Below are 14216 nucleotides of genomic sequence, written 5' to 3' on the forward strand. Positions count from 1 at the left end.
ATTCTTTAAAACAAGTTACCACAAGGGCAAGCACTCGCCCACAGTTAGCACTCGCCCACAAAAAAGCCCCGATCATTTGCATGACCGAGGCTTTTTAATTTGATTCAACTAACTACGAGTGGATCTTTCTAGGTTAGTTGATCAGTCTTTATCTCCCACGCTAAGCTTAACAAGTGCTTGCTGTGCGTTAGTGTAATAAAGTGTTTTCCCATCGTTAGATAAAGTAATGGCGCCGCTAAGGTCGGTTAATAAATCTTGGTTTGCATCTTCATTAAGCCCTAATAACTTAGCAGTAACTGTTTCGACTTCTCCTGTGCTTGCATCAATACGATACAGCTTTCGTGGGGTGCCGGCGCTTGTGTATAAAAACCCTTGACCATAGGTGATTTGATTAATGCCGTTACCTTGAATATTGGGTATTTTTGAAAATACTGAAATCTTACCCTTTGGGGTGATTTTATAAATTGTCCCGCTATCCCAGCTACCTGCGTATAGATTATCACTGTCATCAAATATTAAACCGATCACGCCTCTTACCTGAATTTTTTTTGCGACTTTTTTAATAGTACCGTCTGGAAAGATTTGCACAATGCTGTGGTTATTCGAGCCATTAAACATGGCAGCAAACACTTCGTCTTTTGAGTTAATGGCCAAACCGGTTACGCGATTAAGTTGATCCGCTAGGACAGAAACGTTGCCTTTAGAATCGCGCTTAAGCACTGATCCCGCTACAAAATCTGCCATAATCAAATCACCTTGACTATTAAATTCAAAGCCAACGATGCCTACCGATTCAGCAATAGGGTATTCATTCGAATCGCCTTCCCAGAAACTTAAAAACATGCCTTTTGTAGACGGTGCCGATGCTAAAATTTTGCCTTGTTTATCCACCTGAATATGATCGGGTTTGAATGGGGCAAACGTGCCTTGATGTTCGATGTCTTGAAAATTATGGGGTGAAAGTGCATTTTGTTTATTCTCTGCTAATTTAGCTTCAAGCAAGTTAACAATGTCTAAGTGTCCTTGTGATGTTGCATGATTTAATGCGGTATTGCCTCGTCTATTTTTGTGGTGGATGTCCACCTCTTTTGTCAGGATATGTTTAACCATGTCCACCTGACCTTTATAAGCCACAACACCTAGCACCTGATCTTTGAAATTATCAGGTTTTGATAAATCTGCTCCATGTGCGAGTAATATTTCAAACTTTGAAATATCTCCAAGCAACCCTGCTTTCATTAATAATGTGTGTCCATAATCATTGGGGTCGGCTTGATCCACATCTGCATTTTTTGAAAATGTTAATATTAATTTTAAATATTGATCATCGCTTTGATGTAATGAAAATGCGATAGCAGAAACAGGAAAGCTATAACGGGTATTTATGTCCGCGCCCTGTTTAAGTAATTCAGTAAATACGTCTACTTGCTGGGTTTGCATTGCAAGAATTAAGGGCGAGTATTGAAATTCAAAATTTAAGTCTATGCCACTTTGAATAAGCTGAATGGCACTTTGTGATTGTTTTGATTTTATCGCGTCATACAATAAATCCTGATCATCAGCTTGAGCATGTAATGCACTGATTAATGTAATAAATATAATAATTTTAGATAGTTTCATAATGATTTTGCTTTTAAATAACGATATTAAAATGAAAATAATTGCGCAATACAAATAATAATTTCTCAACAGTGCGTTGCATATTTGCACCACAATGTTTATGAATGTTTGGTGGTAATATAAATAGACACTCATTTTAATTATTAAGATACTATTTTCTAATATAAGGTAAAAAATAATGAACAGAAAAATCAACAAAACGTCAGTTGTATTAGCAACAATATTAGCAGGTTTAACTTTTTCATCACCAGTGATGGCAGAATTTAATACACAAGTTTTAAATGAAACGAAAGGCGGGTATTCAGATCGTGACTTAGAATCAGGTTTGGTGGCTAATTCTTCCTTAAGTGCGTTAGGCACTAAAATATCTTTGATAGAAAGTGGTCAAGCGTTTGTTGTTGTAGATAGCTCGACAATAAAAGAAGACATTAACATTTCAAACGGAACACTGTATTGGAGTGAAACGGTGTTTACAGATGGAGAATTAATTGCAACATTATTTTCATATAAAAATAATTCAATCACGGCAATCACTTCTTCCAATACAGATAAAAGCGGGTTTTCTTATGATGATCATGGCAATGTGGCGTGGGTCGAACAAGTAAATAACGCCAATGAAATTTTCTTTTATGATGGCGTTAGTGTCAGACAAATCACATCGGGTAACGTTGGATATTCAGTTAATGATTACAGCAAAAATATACATGTGGCTGATGGAAAAATAGTTTGGGGACAATCAGGTGCAATATTTTTATGGGACGGTTTTACGACGACTCAAATAACACCGACGAATCACTCAATAAATTCATGGACAAGTTTTGATGGTGAATCAGTTGTATGGATTGGCTCAAACGACACGGTTTCTAATGAAGTATTTCAATATAACTCACAAGGGCTTTCGCAAGTCACTAATGTCTATAACTCACCAAGTGGCGTTAAAGTAAATGCGCTTATAGAAGATAATGTGATTACTTTTCAACGAAGTGTCAGTTCGTTCGGTTTTGTTCCAAAAGAGCTGTACACATTTGTAAATGGTGAATCAGTATTGTTGAGTGAAAGCTCGGTAAATGATGCTCAAGTAGATGCTGGTAACCTATATTGGACTGAAGGCAATGCTGCCGATACTCCGACTGAACTGTTTGAATATTCAAACGGTATCACAACCCAAATAGAAACCAGTGCTGGATTCATCACAGGTTTAGATGCAGACGATGGTTTTTTAATTTGGAATACCATTAATTACCCTAACCCTACGACCTTAACAATAGCAAGTCCAGTTACGACAACTGATTCAGAAATCATAAATTTAGGTGCTGAGCATTCTTTTACTACTTTAGATCTTTCAGAAGAGATCACCATTGAAGTCATTGCCGGAAATAATTGGAACTGGGATCCAAGCTTAATCACTTTTGGATTTACCTCTAGCCAACAAAGCCTTGATGGAATCGTTGTAATTGATTCTTTGAATAACTCGTATAATTTAAATGGTTATTGGTCGCCAGTTAGTCTTGGGTTTAGAAACGATTCAATAACCCTAACGATTCCTGCTCAACCAGGAAAGACAATAAATGTTCATTGGTGGGCTGCCGGTCAATAGAAGCTAAATGCTAATCGCAAGGATGCGATTATTGCCAACACCAAGGCTAAGTCAAAAAAAAATCACCTAGAAAACCCAGCTAACGATTCACCGTTACCAGTTGATGATTAAAGTCGTAAACGTAACTGAGGATTGTGGAGGGTTAACATGCCTAAAGGAATATAATAAGCACAGCAATGCACGAATAGATTGCTAATGACCCTTTCGTTTTACTGCAAGAAGGCTTAAGGCATGAAATCAATAGGGTCAAATCTTGACTTCAGACCGCAGGAACACACTAGTGATGTCCGAAGTCAAGCTTTGCCCCCTCCCCCTTTTTTTTATTATCAGTTATTTTCATTACTGAAAATAACGCCAGGGCTTTCAAATAGCATCAAATTACCCAATTCATTTAAGTAACTGACTTTAAATGTATGCTGATTATCTAATGCAGGTCGCTGGGTTAATTTCAACGCCAATCGCTCAACTTCTTGAGGGTCTTGTAAAATTCAATGGGGTCAAAATTCAATGGGGTCGAGTCTTGACTTCGGACTGCCAAGGGGTATGAAGTCAAGGTTTGACGCTAATCATATAATTAAAATTCAATGGGGTCGAGTCTTGACTTCGAAAATTCAATGGGGTCGAGTCTTGACTTCGGACTGCCAAGGGGTATGAAGTCAAGGTTTGACGCTAATCATATAATTATACAAACCAACCCATAAAAACCAAAAACGCCGTTGTGAACAAACACAAAGGCGTTTTTTTGGCCTGCAAAAAATGTAGGTTGCGGATTCATTCGCAAAAAACAAATCAAAAAATTTCGGAATAAATCCCGAACCTACAAAAAAGGAAAAAAGGTCAAGTCAGTTGTTTCACAATACTATGTGTGTAAGAAAAGTATCATTAAGCAAGCGACTTGACCCATATCTATGCTCTTGACCCATATCACTCTGTTAGTACTTAAGAGTGTGTGTCCTGTTAGCACTTAACTAAATTCAGTCGTATTTAAGGTGAATCAGGCAACACATTCTCGAAAAAATCCTGCTCACGACGCTTTCGAATGTGCTGCGCGATTGAATTTCGCTCCCTCTGATCTTTATCGACTTTTAGGACAGACTGCTCACTACCATTAGGTGAAACCCAAACAACGACACGCTTAAGCGATTGACACATTCTCGTAGTCGCCAACCAACTTCGCATATCCTCACCAGTGAAAGCCATCTTGTCCAACTTTTGTCGAAGCTCACCTGTATTATACAAAAACTGTTCGCATTTATTTGATTGCTCGGTTTTGCGTTTAGCTTCGTTCCAATTGAGAGATGTGGAAGTATTATTTTCACTTGGCGGTAATTGACGAGGGCTTGGCCGAATAAGATCAAGCAAACCATCTAAATGCCCCGAACGGATTTGGAAATCTTCACGCGCAAATTTCCATTCACCCTGATCAATGTAGGCAAAATAAATACTGACATTGCCACCAAGTAAACGCTTAACCTCTGCACTGCGAAACTGAGTTTCCATCTGAATAATAGGCGCTCTCACATGCTCAACAAGCAGCACCCCGTGACGTGGCTGCCAGCTTTGCATGCCTTGCATCGCACGCTCTATTTCGACTCCTTGGCGCAGATTTTCATATTGCTTATTGTGGTCTCTCACTAAAAATATTAACAAGACGCCATTAACAAGAAAAATAGATAAAATGATTAGTTTAGTGTGAATACGCATATTAAAAATTAACAGAGACTAACTCGGGGGATAAAATAAATGATTTCGCGTGCCTTCTTATCATCTAATGATTGAAGTCAGTGCCAAATTTCTTAACACATATTATTTAACACTGCTTAAAGATCTTAATACTAAGCGGTGTCTTTTTCAGACTTCTCTATAGTGTTGCGATATTATCAATTACTTTTCATTAAAGATATTTTTTTCACGCACTGCTTTTAAATACAGACGACGATCCACAGAGACACTCACTCTAAAAAGCAATCAAAACTACCCGCCCCATGTTTCAGACCCAGCAATATTTTTCAGATAAAGCTGTAGGCCCGTGATCTTATGAGTGCAGGCTATCAAAAATGCATTTCTAGAACCACACAACTGTGGATGTCTTAATAAGCTTTTGGCAATGAATCCGAATATATGTCGAAGCTTTATTTCTACTTACAATTTAAGATTGATTGATAACCGAAATTCAATGGGGTCGAATTCAATGGGGTCGAATTCAATGGGGTCGAATTCAATGGGGTCGGAATTCAATGGGGTCGAGTCTTGACTTCGGACTGCCAAGGGGTATGAAGTCAAGGTTTGACGCTAATCATATAATTAAACAAACCAATCCATAAAAACCAAAAACGCCTTTGTGAACAAGCACAAAGTCGTTTTTTGGCCTACAAAACACGAATACCAAATCTGCTGAATGGTTTTTACAAAAAATGTAGGTTGCGGATTCATTCGCAAAAAACAAATCAAAAAATTTCGGAATAAATCCCGAACCTACAAAAAAGGAAAAAAGGTCAAGTCAGTTGTTTCACAATACTATTTGTATAAGAAATGTATCATTAAGCAAGCGACTTGACCCATATCACTCCATATTCGTCGTAAATAAGTTTGATTAATCCTGCAAACTGGGATGGATATTGGTTTTAAATTTTGTAATTTTTAATACTTAATATATAGATTGAATTTAAAAATCTCCTCAGTATAATCCCCTAACTTGTAAAGTAAAATTTAAATAACTATAAATGGATAAAAAATGATAAATGTAATAAAGGTTTTATTAGTATTAATTTTGATGCAGTCATGTGCGATGCCTCAATCTAGAACAATATCAACAAAAGATATCAATATTGAAAAAATTTCATACTCAGCTGAATACGAAGAAGTTTTGGAATCAATTTATGAAATTGCAAAAAGCAAAAAGTGGAAAGTCTTGCATAGTGGTGATGCGCTTCCTGATGAAGAAAAATCATGGGATTCCAACGCAACTTATGAGATAAGTAAAAAGGGAACCACTACAATCTCTCAAGATTATTTGGCGTGGAATAAAATTATTAATTTATATGATAATCCCAAACAATATATTCAATTGAAAACTAAAACAACTGCGTTTAGTTATGGGGCTGAGATCTTTATCGCTATTTATGAGCCTAAAAACAATACAATTCTTGTTGAGGTGGCAGCGGGCTCATCTCAGGCAGTTGAAAAGAAAAAACTGGATGGCTATATTTCATTTTTAGTGGATGAATTGAACATAAAGTATTTGAATACTGATTCAACACTATAAGTGTTTTGGAAAAAATTAATGAAAATAAACGTCACCTTTTAATATAATCGGTGGCGTTTTTTTATTAAAAGAATAGAAAGGAGTTAAGTCGCTTGTTTAACAATACTTTTTCTACTATGAACAAAAAATAATCTATTAAAATCCCAAAACAATGCCAAGACCACTTCGAATTGAATACAATAATGCGTTTTACCATGTTACGAATCGTGGTCGTGCAAAAGGGCCGAATACAGGTAATGAAGCACGCAAAGTCGCTATGTATTTATGCTAGGAAATATTAGATGAAAGATTAAATAATATCGCGGATTATTTCAATTTAAGCCACAAAAAACTTCCAAGACATACTAAATAAAAACTCACGCTATTAATGATTCTTAATTCAGTCCGTCTTACTAGTTCGGTCTTACTAGTTCGCTATCACGAAATGACCGATAGTAGACGCGATCCTCGTGATCCTGCATCACTAGGATGCAGCGAAAGCTGGCAGGTGAATTTTTAATTAAACAAACCAACCCATAAAAACCAAAAACGCCTTTGTGAACAAACACAAAGTCGTTTTTTGGCCTACAAAACACGAATACCAAATCTGCTGAATGGTTTTTACAAAAAAATGTAGGTTGCGGATTCATTCGCAAAAAACAAATCAAAAAATTTCGGAATAAATCCCGAACCTACAAAAAAGGGAAAAGGGTCAAGTCAGTTGTTTCACAATACTATTTGTATAAGAAAAGTATCATTCAGAAAGCAACCTGCCCCTTTACACTCATTGTTCTTTCTCTATCTCTTCTGAAGTTTTAAATTCTTCAGGTAGCTTCGTTAATGTTACATTTTGAAATAAAGTAGTAATTATAATAATCGTTATTATAGGAGCGGCTATTGAAAGTATTATTCCCCAAACGATTCCACAAATCATTATAAATGGAAATACTAATAATGTAGAGATAATAGGTGAAACTATACTTGCACCATCCATAAAATTATTTTCACAAGGATAGAGTGTAACACCACATCTTTTACATTCTTGTTTATAATCTACATTCTTAAACTTAGTCTTCTCTATAAAACTAAGTCTTTCTTTACAGTTAGGGCATTTACCAATCATAATCACTTAAACCTGTACTAATACCAAAAGGATCACTATCACCATTGTAAATAATATCATATCCATTGCCAATTGATGCTACTGATAGATTACTAAAAGCTAGCGGTCCAGCAACCCCTAAATTTCTTAAAAATCTAATATCTTTACTTTTAAACACTAACTAAGAAACACTAACTAAGACACCCATACCTATTCACTCTAAATGCCAAATTAGCAATATCAACTTACCAATTGTTTAACGAATAGTTGACACTGCTATTACAGCTGTAAAATTTATTAACACTCACCACACACAACAGCGGATGGCTTAGTGTACTTTTTTAATTAATATTTTTTTAGAAATCCGTAATGACAAAAACTGAATCGCAATTGAAATCATTAATGCGATGAGCATCGAAGGTATAAAATTAATTGTTGAAGCTAATATAAGTAAACTGAAATAGAAAAAAGATAAGCTGATTAAACCAAACATCAAACTTCTTAATAATAAAATAACGGACGCTTTAGATTCCATATGTGTAAAAACGGCCATGGTAATCGTCGCAATTGGAAATACCGCTAAAATACCACTGAATGTTTCACCCACGTGAGGGGCAATAGCCGTTACCATAAAAACTAACATGACTGAAAAACACATTCGTAACCATATTTCTATTGAAACTGTTTTTTTAGTTTTAATTTTCGTTTGCTTTTTAATTATTAATTGAGGTGATAAAAAAATACAGATGACCAAGCCCATTAATATAATAAGAAAACTTTGCCAAGCAGGGAGTGAAATATTTGAAAAAAGATAGCTAAAAAGTCCATATCCAATTAATGATAAAATCAACGATCCATATAAATTAAACTTTATTGCGCACCAGCAATAGGTCAAACAAAAAATACTCACACCTAACACACCCCAAAGTGTGTAATAAGAAGAAGACAGAGCAAAATCCACTCCTTGCTCAAAATACAAAAACAAAGTGATTGGGCCCGCTATTAAAGGAAATCCCATAAATAAACCAGCAATATTATTGCCATAACGATTTTTAATTAAGGTTAATAAAGCGATTAGGATAGGCGTGGTTAAAAGTTTTATAACTAACATCATTAGGTAATAAAGATCGAATAAAATAATACGATCTTTGGTCTCGCTTTATTATTGGTTAGATGCATTCTATTCTATTTCAAAACAATTTAAAGTAGCATCAAAACAGACACTCACTTAATCATACCCACTCAATAATATTTCACCTACCAAAATTGCAGGTTGTCGTTTACGGCAATAAAAACAAAAACAAAAAAAATCTACCCCCTAAAAAGCAACCTATATAAAAACCACATCCAAATTTAAACTAAAAAATTCACCGCAATAAATATCGTAGAAAAGCCGCCAAACTCAAAATAAATTCGGCGGCATTTTGGATTCGTTGTTAGTTACAAACGTTGTAGTTGCCGTTGGTCACGTTGACGTTATTGAAGTTAATGTTGTTACCACATGGTGATTCTCTAACGCTGGTGTTGCTTACGTTTACGTTGCTAATGGTAATGTCGCGGTTGTTTTCAAATTCGCTACGTGCTGACAGTCTTAATTCACCACCGCCATTAATTGTGCCTTTGTCGATTGTTACGTTGTAGCAGTTTTCTATTAAGATTGAGTTGTTGCCGTTATCGGCAAAATCGATCTCTTTAATATGCGCGCCGCCAGATTGTGATACGCAGAATAATCCTCTTGCGCCACCTCGTGAGATCACTTTATCTATCACGATATTGGTTGGGTATTGACCATTTATATTACCATTACCATTGGCAAAACGAAGTGTGGCATAACCTGTACCATTGCCTGTGTTATAGCCTTCAACTAGACCTATAGTCGCATTTCGTGTGTTGTTTAATAACAAACCTGCGTAACCGGTATCACGTGCCACGATGCGACCGATGGTTAATCCATCAATGACCCAAGTTTCTAATGCGTGGCCTGATGTGCCTTCTACATAAACATCATCTATACGAACATTGGTTGTTAAGCCACGGTTATCAAAACGAATACCCGCACCGCCGCTCATTCGCATGTCGATCTGGCCTAGATGTAGGTTGCTGGTATCGGCAATTAACAAGGCAAAGTTTGGATTACCTGTCATGTTTAGATACGGAATTGAAATATTTTCTGTGACCGAGCCCCAAATTGTAATAGCGCCACGGCTATTTGGTGCGGCATTCATAGTGCCGCACACTTCAAAAATGGTGTGACTTTTTAAGTTGATTCGAGCATCGCCTATGTCGCCGCTGGCCATAATCACGATTCGTTCTTGCTCAGTACGGTTTGTGGATAATTCACCTAATGCCGCAAATATTGCACCGGTGTAATCATTAGCGTAATCAATACCATTCATTTGATAGTTACCAGCACTGCCTGTGACACGAGCTTTTGCTACGCCATCACCACATTGTGCGGGCTCATTTGGATCTGGAACCACCACTGGCACACAAGGTAATGGGGTGATGCCGTCACCGACTATATTAATCTTATCAATATTTGGTAACCCAAGCTCAATGGTTGAACTCAACAAAATGGTGTTTGCGCCCTGGAACAACACAACGTTAATGCTGTGTGTTTGCCAATCTGTCCAAGCGTTTGTTGGTGCAAATGGCACAATTTGTTCACCAAGACCGTTAATACTTAACGCACCAGGTCGACTATCATTGATGCCAGCGTAGGTAATAGTTAATTGGTAAACACCACTTTGCATCGCTTCAACTGACCATTGGATAGTTGAGTCGCTGCGATTTTCGCTATTACTGTAACCACTGCCTGTACCACCATGCTCGTTTTGCACTAAGCCATCTACAAAACAAAACCCTGCGCTTTGCTCTTCGATCGTGGTATTGGCGCTTCCTACATTAATGTTGTTGCTAGTATGTAATTCAAAATAATCAAAGTTGGCGATGTAGTTTCCAGCGCTATCTTTACCCACTATATATAGGTTGTGCACCCCTTCAATTTGATTAACAACCGCTGCTGATTGCTCAACGTAATTTTGCCAATCGTTCGTCGAGCTTAATTGCATCAACGCAAATAACTCACCATTTGCAGAATCAACACGCATTTCAATTGCACCAGTACCGGTAATGCTCGCATATGCCGCACTGACCATTTCTACCTGGCTTAGATCGATATCGTTATAGACTGTGAAATCATCATTTTTAAAATAACCCACTGTTGTGCCGCCATTTTCAGTGGCTATTTCACCAGTACTTGAGCTAAAACTCTCCGCTTCGATGCGTCTTGTTGCAGGTGGATCAATGACTAACGCCCTTGTAAAAACGGTTGTTACCTGCCCATCGTTAACACTTAAACTGACCTGATAACTGCTTGCAATGAAATCTTGAGTAGGCGAAATTTCTTCACTGGTTTGCCCGTTACCAAAGTCCCAATGAAACGTTAAAGTATCGTTAGCATTTGGATCGGTTGATTGATTCATAAAGCTAACGGTCAAATCATTGATTTCATAAGTGAATTTTGCAACAGACGGCTGATTGACCTCAACTTCGGTCTCAGTTTTAGTTTCAGTAGGGGTTTGAGTTTGAGTTTGAGTATCGGTCTGTGATTGTGTATCGACTTGTGTTTTGGTTTGTGTTTGTGTGGCAGTTTCACCATCAGTTTGAGTTTCTGTCTGGCTTTGAGTATCGGTACTGCTCATGGTGTCGCTGAATGTCTGTGTTTGGCTTTGAGTTTCACTTTGGGTCTGCGAATTGGTGATGGAATCCGTATCGGTTACGCTGTTAGTGAAAGTTTGCGAACCAGAATCTGTATCAGTAATCGTTGCTTGATCATCAACTAAATCAGAATTAGGAGTCGGCTCGGTCATATTTTGCGTACAAGCACCAAGAAACAAAGCAGACGCCATACAACAGGCGGACAATAATTTTATATTCATGAATTCACCATTACAGAAAAAATCAAACATTAAAAGAAGTCAAAACGCGCAAACTGATTGAGTATGACATTGAAATAAACGACCCCAACAAATCAAACAAATCAAACAAATAGCAACAATTTAAAAACAAAGATTATATACATCTCATTAAAATAAGACGTGACGCAATTCTAAACAAGACAACTTAGCAAAAATTCAATTAAAGGCCTTCACGCTTAAATATTTTCCTACGAATTAATAGACAGCCATAAAAAAACCAGCGAGTTGCTGGTTTTTTTATTAGCAGATTAAACGCTATGGAATAAATTTATCCATAATCAAAGTACAATCATTCAGTTCATTTGAAAAAATAATGCCTGATCCATCGATAAGTCCAGCAGCATCGCTTACATTAAATTCATAACTTAAATTTTCATAAGTGAACACCATTACTTCATCTATGAATGTTCCATGAAATTTTTAAAGCCCAAATTATACAGAGAACTTGACTGAATTTTAAAAGTTACTCACTTCATTTTTGTTACGTTTTGCTATTGCAACCCCCGCCAAAACCAACAGTAACCAAAACCCACTAGCAGGCATTAAACTAATACCTAATATTGAGCCTGTTAAACAGCCTAATAAAAATGGTTTTGTTACGAGTGCATCACGATTCCAAAATTGTATAACAATTAATAATAATGGCCATGCAAATAACATAAACCAAACTGCAACAGAGACATCTAAATTATTAGGTCCTACCACATTTACCCAACCCTGTTTTGGTATTTGCAATAACTGCTTACCAAATAATAGTACGCCTACCGTTAAGTGACCCAATGTTATAAATAATAAAAATCGTGCAAAGTGTTTTTGTTTCATTTTGATATTACCTCTAATCGATTTACAAATTGATTCATCCATTTAACCTGTGATTTCATTAACATTTCATTGGGCATAAATTTCACCATGATTATTTTAAGTAGTTTAAAAACAAAATATTCATTGTGTGCAATTTGGCCAAATAGTCGACTGAGTTTATGCACCGATTTAATTCGAGAATGTCGCTGCTTAATTAATTCGGCAACAGGGTTATTTGTTTGTTTAGAAAAAATATAAGCTAATTCCATAGCATCTTCCATTGCTAATACTGCACCTTGCCCTAAATTGGGTGTCATGGCATGTGCGGCATCGCCAATGGCTATAATACGATTATGTCCCCAGTTTATTTTCCTATCTTGTAATGGGTGTTTTATCCACTGTGTATTTTCAAAATTTAATTGATGAAAGTCATTTGAGTTTGATGATTTTGTTTTTATAAATGCCTGTCTTGATGATTGATTATATTCATTTATATCTTCATCTGAGTTTAATTGAACGACATGAAACACATACGCTTTTGAATCAGACAACGCCACCATGCCTATGCGTTGTTTGCCAAACCAGTATTCACCAAATTGTTGCAGTGGAGATTTAAGTGTCACAACCGCGCGCCAACACATTAATCCTGTGTCGTGTATTTCTGCTTTTGCATGTAATTCATTATTTATGCCTGCGCCATTTACTAAATAATCCGCTTTTAAATGTTCACCATTATTTAAAGTGATGACCAAACCATTGTCATTGTCATTGTCATTGTTTTGAATACTCTCTATTTCTGCATTCAAAATAATCATTTCTTTAGGTATATTTTTTAGCAAAATAGTTTGTAACTCAGCACGATGTACTGCTTTGCATTTGAGGCCAATTTTGTCTGCTCGGGCTTGGGTGATGTGATTTTTGTAACCTAGGTTTAATGACCTAATGTCATCACTTTTTATTTCATCTACCAAACCTAATTTATCTAATATAGCTAACCCATTATTTTGTAGAATTATGCCTGCGCCCATTGCCTCAAGTGATATTGAGCGTTCAATTATTTTAAATGGAATGCCTTTTTGTAATAACGCATTTGCCAGCGTCAACCCTGCTATGCCTGCTCCATTAATGACAATCATGTCGTATCCTCTTTATATTTAATTAACCACACTATAAACTGAGCATGCTCATTGAGCAAGCTCATATTGTGTTTTTTTGCAATGAGAGTAAACTTAAGCCTCTTAAACTAGATTCGAGATAACCGTGAGTCGAGACAATCAAAAACAACAAACACGCGAGCTAATCCTTAATACTGCCAGCGAATTATTTATTGAACATGGCTATGAAAACACATCAACCAGAATGATTGCGAAACAGGCAAACATTGGTGTGGGGACGGTATTTTCGCATTTTAAAGATAAGCAATTATTAACTCAGGCATTGTTTCATAAAAAAATCGATGACAAATTATCCCGCCATTTAGAAAAAGCAAATAATGAATCAACGGGCTTGGGGTATTTTTTAAGTTTTGCTAAATTCTTATACGGTTTTTACGAGGAAGATCGTGCGTTTTCAAAGGCACTAATGCAAACCGCATTATTTGATGTCACGTATTTTGAGAAACAAATGAATGGCTTTATTTTACAAATTAGCGACAAGCTCAAAATAGATTTACCCAAACATACGCAGCAACAACGTCAAATCATGGCAAAAGCTTGGTTTGGGTTTTATACCTTTCATTTGTTAGCAGGCTTATCTCAACCTGATTTAAAATCTACGCAATGGCTACAAGCATTGCGTAAAGATTGTGAGATTTTATTATCCTGCCATTAATATTTCTATGCTAAATTAACGCCACCCATCTTACCCATAATA

General features: G+C 36.5%; 12 protein-coding genes. 3 read left to right on the plus strand and 9 right to left on the minus strand.

What is annotated here, in order from left to right; translation table 11 throughout:
- Positions 1–141: 141 nt before the first annotated feature.
- The gene (locus TYM08_RS19135) at positions 142–1620 is read right to left on the minus strand and encodes an ankyrin repeat domain-containing protein (protein ID WP_422380754.1); all 1479 of its coding nucleotides are present in this window, start codon (positions 1618–1620) and stop codon (positions 142–144) included.
- Positions 1621–1798: 178 nt separating this feature from the next.
- Between TYM08_RS19135 and TYM08_RS19140 the strand changes: the two genes are divergently transcribed.
- The gene (locus tag TYM08_RS19140) at positions 1799–3217 is read left to right on the plus strand and encodes a hypothetical protein (RefSeq protein ID WP_422380755.1); all 1419 of its coding nucleotides are present in this window, start codon (positions 1799–1801) and stop codon (positions 3215–3217) included.
- A 326-nt stretch (positions 3218–3543) separates the two neighbouring features.
- On the opposite strand, the gene TYM08_RS19145 is transcribed toward TYM08_RS19140, so the two are convergent.
- Complete coding sequence (locus tag TYM08_RS19145) at positions 3544–3669, minus strand: hypothetical protein (RefSeq protein WP_422380756.1); 126 nt, start codon at positions 3667–3669, stop codon at positions 3544–3546.
- A 532-nt stretch (positions 3670–4201) separates the two neighbouring features.
- Positions 4202–4921 carry a hypothetical protein gene (locus tag TYM08_RS19150; protein WP_422380757.1) on the minus strand — a complete coding sequence of 240 codons (720 nt, stop codon included), beginning with the start codon at positions 4919–4921 and terminating at the stop codon, positions 4202–4204.
- 1030 nt (positions 4922–5951) lie between these two features.
- On the opposite strand from TYM08_RS19150, the gene TYM08_RS19155 reads away from it, so the two are divergent.
- Positions 5952–6482, plus strand: a complete 531-nt coding sequence (locus TYM08_RS19155) for a hypothetical protein (RefSeq protein ID WP_422380758.1) — start codon at positions 5952–5954, stop codon at positions 6480–6482.
- A 763-nt stretch (positions 6483–7245) separates the two neighbouring features.
- Here TYM08_RS19155 and TYM08_RS19160 read toward each other — a convergent pair.
- The 6 genes from TYM08_RS19160 to TYM08_RS19185 all read right to left on the minus strand — a co-directional run bounded on the left by TYM08_RS19160 (position 7246) and on the right by TYM08_RS19185 (position 13480).
- Positions 7246–7584: a hypothetical protein gene (locus TYM08_RS19160; protein ID WP_422380759.1), complete on the minus strand. Its 339-nt coding sequence runs from the start codon at positions 7582–7584 to the stop codon at positions 7246–7248.
- Between the two features lie 307 nt (positions 7585–7891).
- Positions 7892–8677, minus strand: a complete 786-nt coding sequence (locus TYM08_RS19165) for a hypothetical protein (protein WP_422380760.1) — start codon at positions 8675–8677, stop codon at positions 7892–7894.
- 322 nt (positions 8678–8999) lie between these two features.
- Complete coding sequence (locus TYM08_RS19170; RefSeq protein WP_422380761.1) at positions 9000–11504, minus strand: carbohydrate-binding protein; 2505 nt, start codon at positions 11502–11504, stop codon at positions 9000–9002.
- Between the two features lie 294 nt (positions 11505–11798).
- Positions 11799–11933 (minus strand): hypothetical protein, encoded by a 135-nt coding sequence (locus tag TYM08_RS19175; RefSeq protein WP_422380762.1) that lies wholly within the window; start codon positions 11931–11933, stop codon positions 11799–11801.
- 66 nt (positions 11934–11999) lie between these two features.
- Positions 12000–12365, minus strand: a complete 366-nt coding sequence (locus TYM08_RS19180; protein WP_422380763.1) for a DUF6463 family protein — start codon at positions 12363–12365, stop codon at positions 12000–12002.
- Complete coding sequence (locus TYM08_RS19185; protein WP_422380764.1) at positions 12362–13480, minus strand: FAD-dependent monooxygenase; 1119 nt, start codon at positions 13478–13480, stop codon at positions 12362–12364. Before TYM08_RS19185 ends, TYM08_RS19180 begins: the two co-directional genes overlap by 4 nt.
- Positions 13481–13604: 124 nt before the next feature.
- Here TYM08_RS19185 and TYM08_RS19190 point away from each other — a divergent pair, with 124 nt between their 5' ends.
- Positions 13605–14174: a TetR/AcrR family transcriptional regulator gene (locus tag TYM08_RS19190; protein ID WP_422380765.1), complete on the plus strand. Its 570-nt coding sequence runs from the start codon at positions 13605–13607 to the stop codon at positions 14172–14174.
- Positions 14175–14216 lie beyond the last annotated feature (42 nt).

This window comes from Marinicellulosiphila megalodicopiae, assembly GCF_045862395.1.
Classification (GTDB): Bacteria; Pseudomonadota; Gammaproteobacteria; order Pseudomonadales; family Natronospirillaceae; genus Marinicellulosiphila; species Marinicellulosiphila megalodicopiae.

Excerpts from the sequence above, each read along its gene's own strand:
- TYM08_RS19135 (WP_422380754.1), bottom strand. The coding sequence starts at position 1,620 with ATGAAACTATCTAAAATTATTATATTTATTACATTAATCAGTGCATTA.
- TYM08_RS19140 (WP_422380755.1), top strand. The coding sequence starts at position 1,799 with ATGAACAGAAAAATCAACAAAACGTCAGTTGTATTAGCAACAATATTA.
- TYM08_RS19150 (WP_422380757.1), bottom strand. The coding sequence starts at position 4,921 with ATGCGTATTCACACTAAACTAATCATTTTATCTATTTTTCTTGTTAAT.
- TYM08_RS19155 (WP_422380758.1), top strand. The coding sequence starts at position 5,952 with ATGATAAATGTAATAAAGGTTTTATTAGTATTAATTTTGATGCAGTCA.
- TYM08_RS19160 (WP_422380759.1), bottom strand. The coding sequence starts at position 7,584 with ATGATTGGTAAATGCCCTAACTGTAAAGAAAGACTTAGTTTTATAGAG.
- TYM08_RS19165 (WP_422380760.1), bottom strand. The coding sequence starts at position 8,677 with ATGATGTTAGTTATAAAACTTTTAACCACGCCTATCCTAATCGCTTTA.
- TYM08_RS19170 (WP_422380761.1), bottom strand. The coding sequence starts at position 11,504 with ATGAATATAAAATTATTGTCCGCCTGTTGTATGGCGTCTGCTTTGTTT.
- TYM08_RS19175 (WP_422380762.1), bottom strand. The coding sequence starts at position 11,933 with ATGGTGTTCACTTATGAAAATTTAAGTTATGAATTTAATGTAAGCGAT.
- TYM08_RS19180 (WP_422380763.1), bottom strand. The coding sequence starts at position 12,365 with ATGAAACAAAAACACTTTGCACGATTTTTATTATTTATAACATTGGGT.
- TYM08_RS19185 (WP_422380764.1), bottom strand. The coding sequence starts at position 13,480 with ATGATTGTCATTAATGGAGCAGGCATAGCAGGGTTGACGCTGGCAAAT.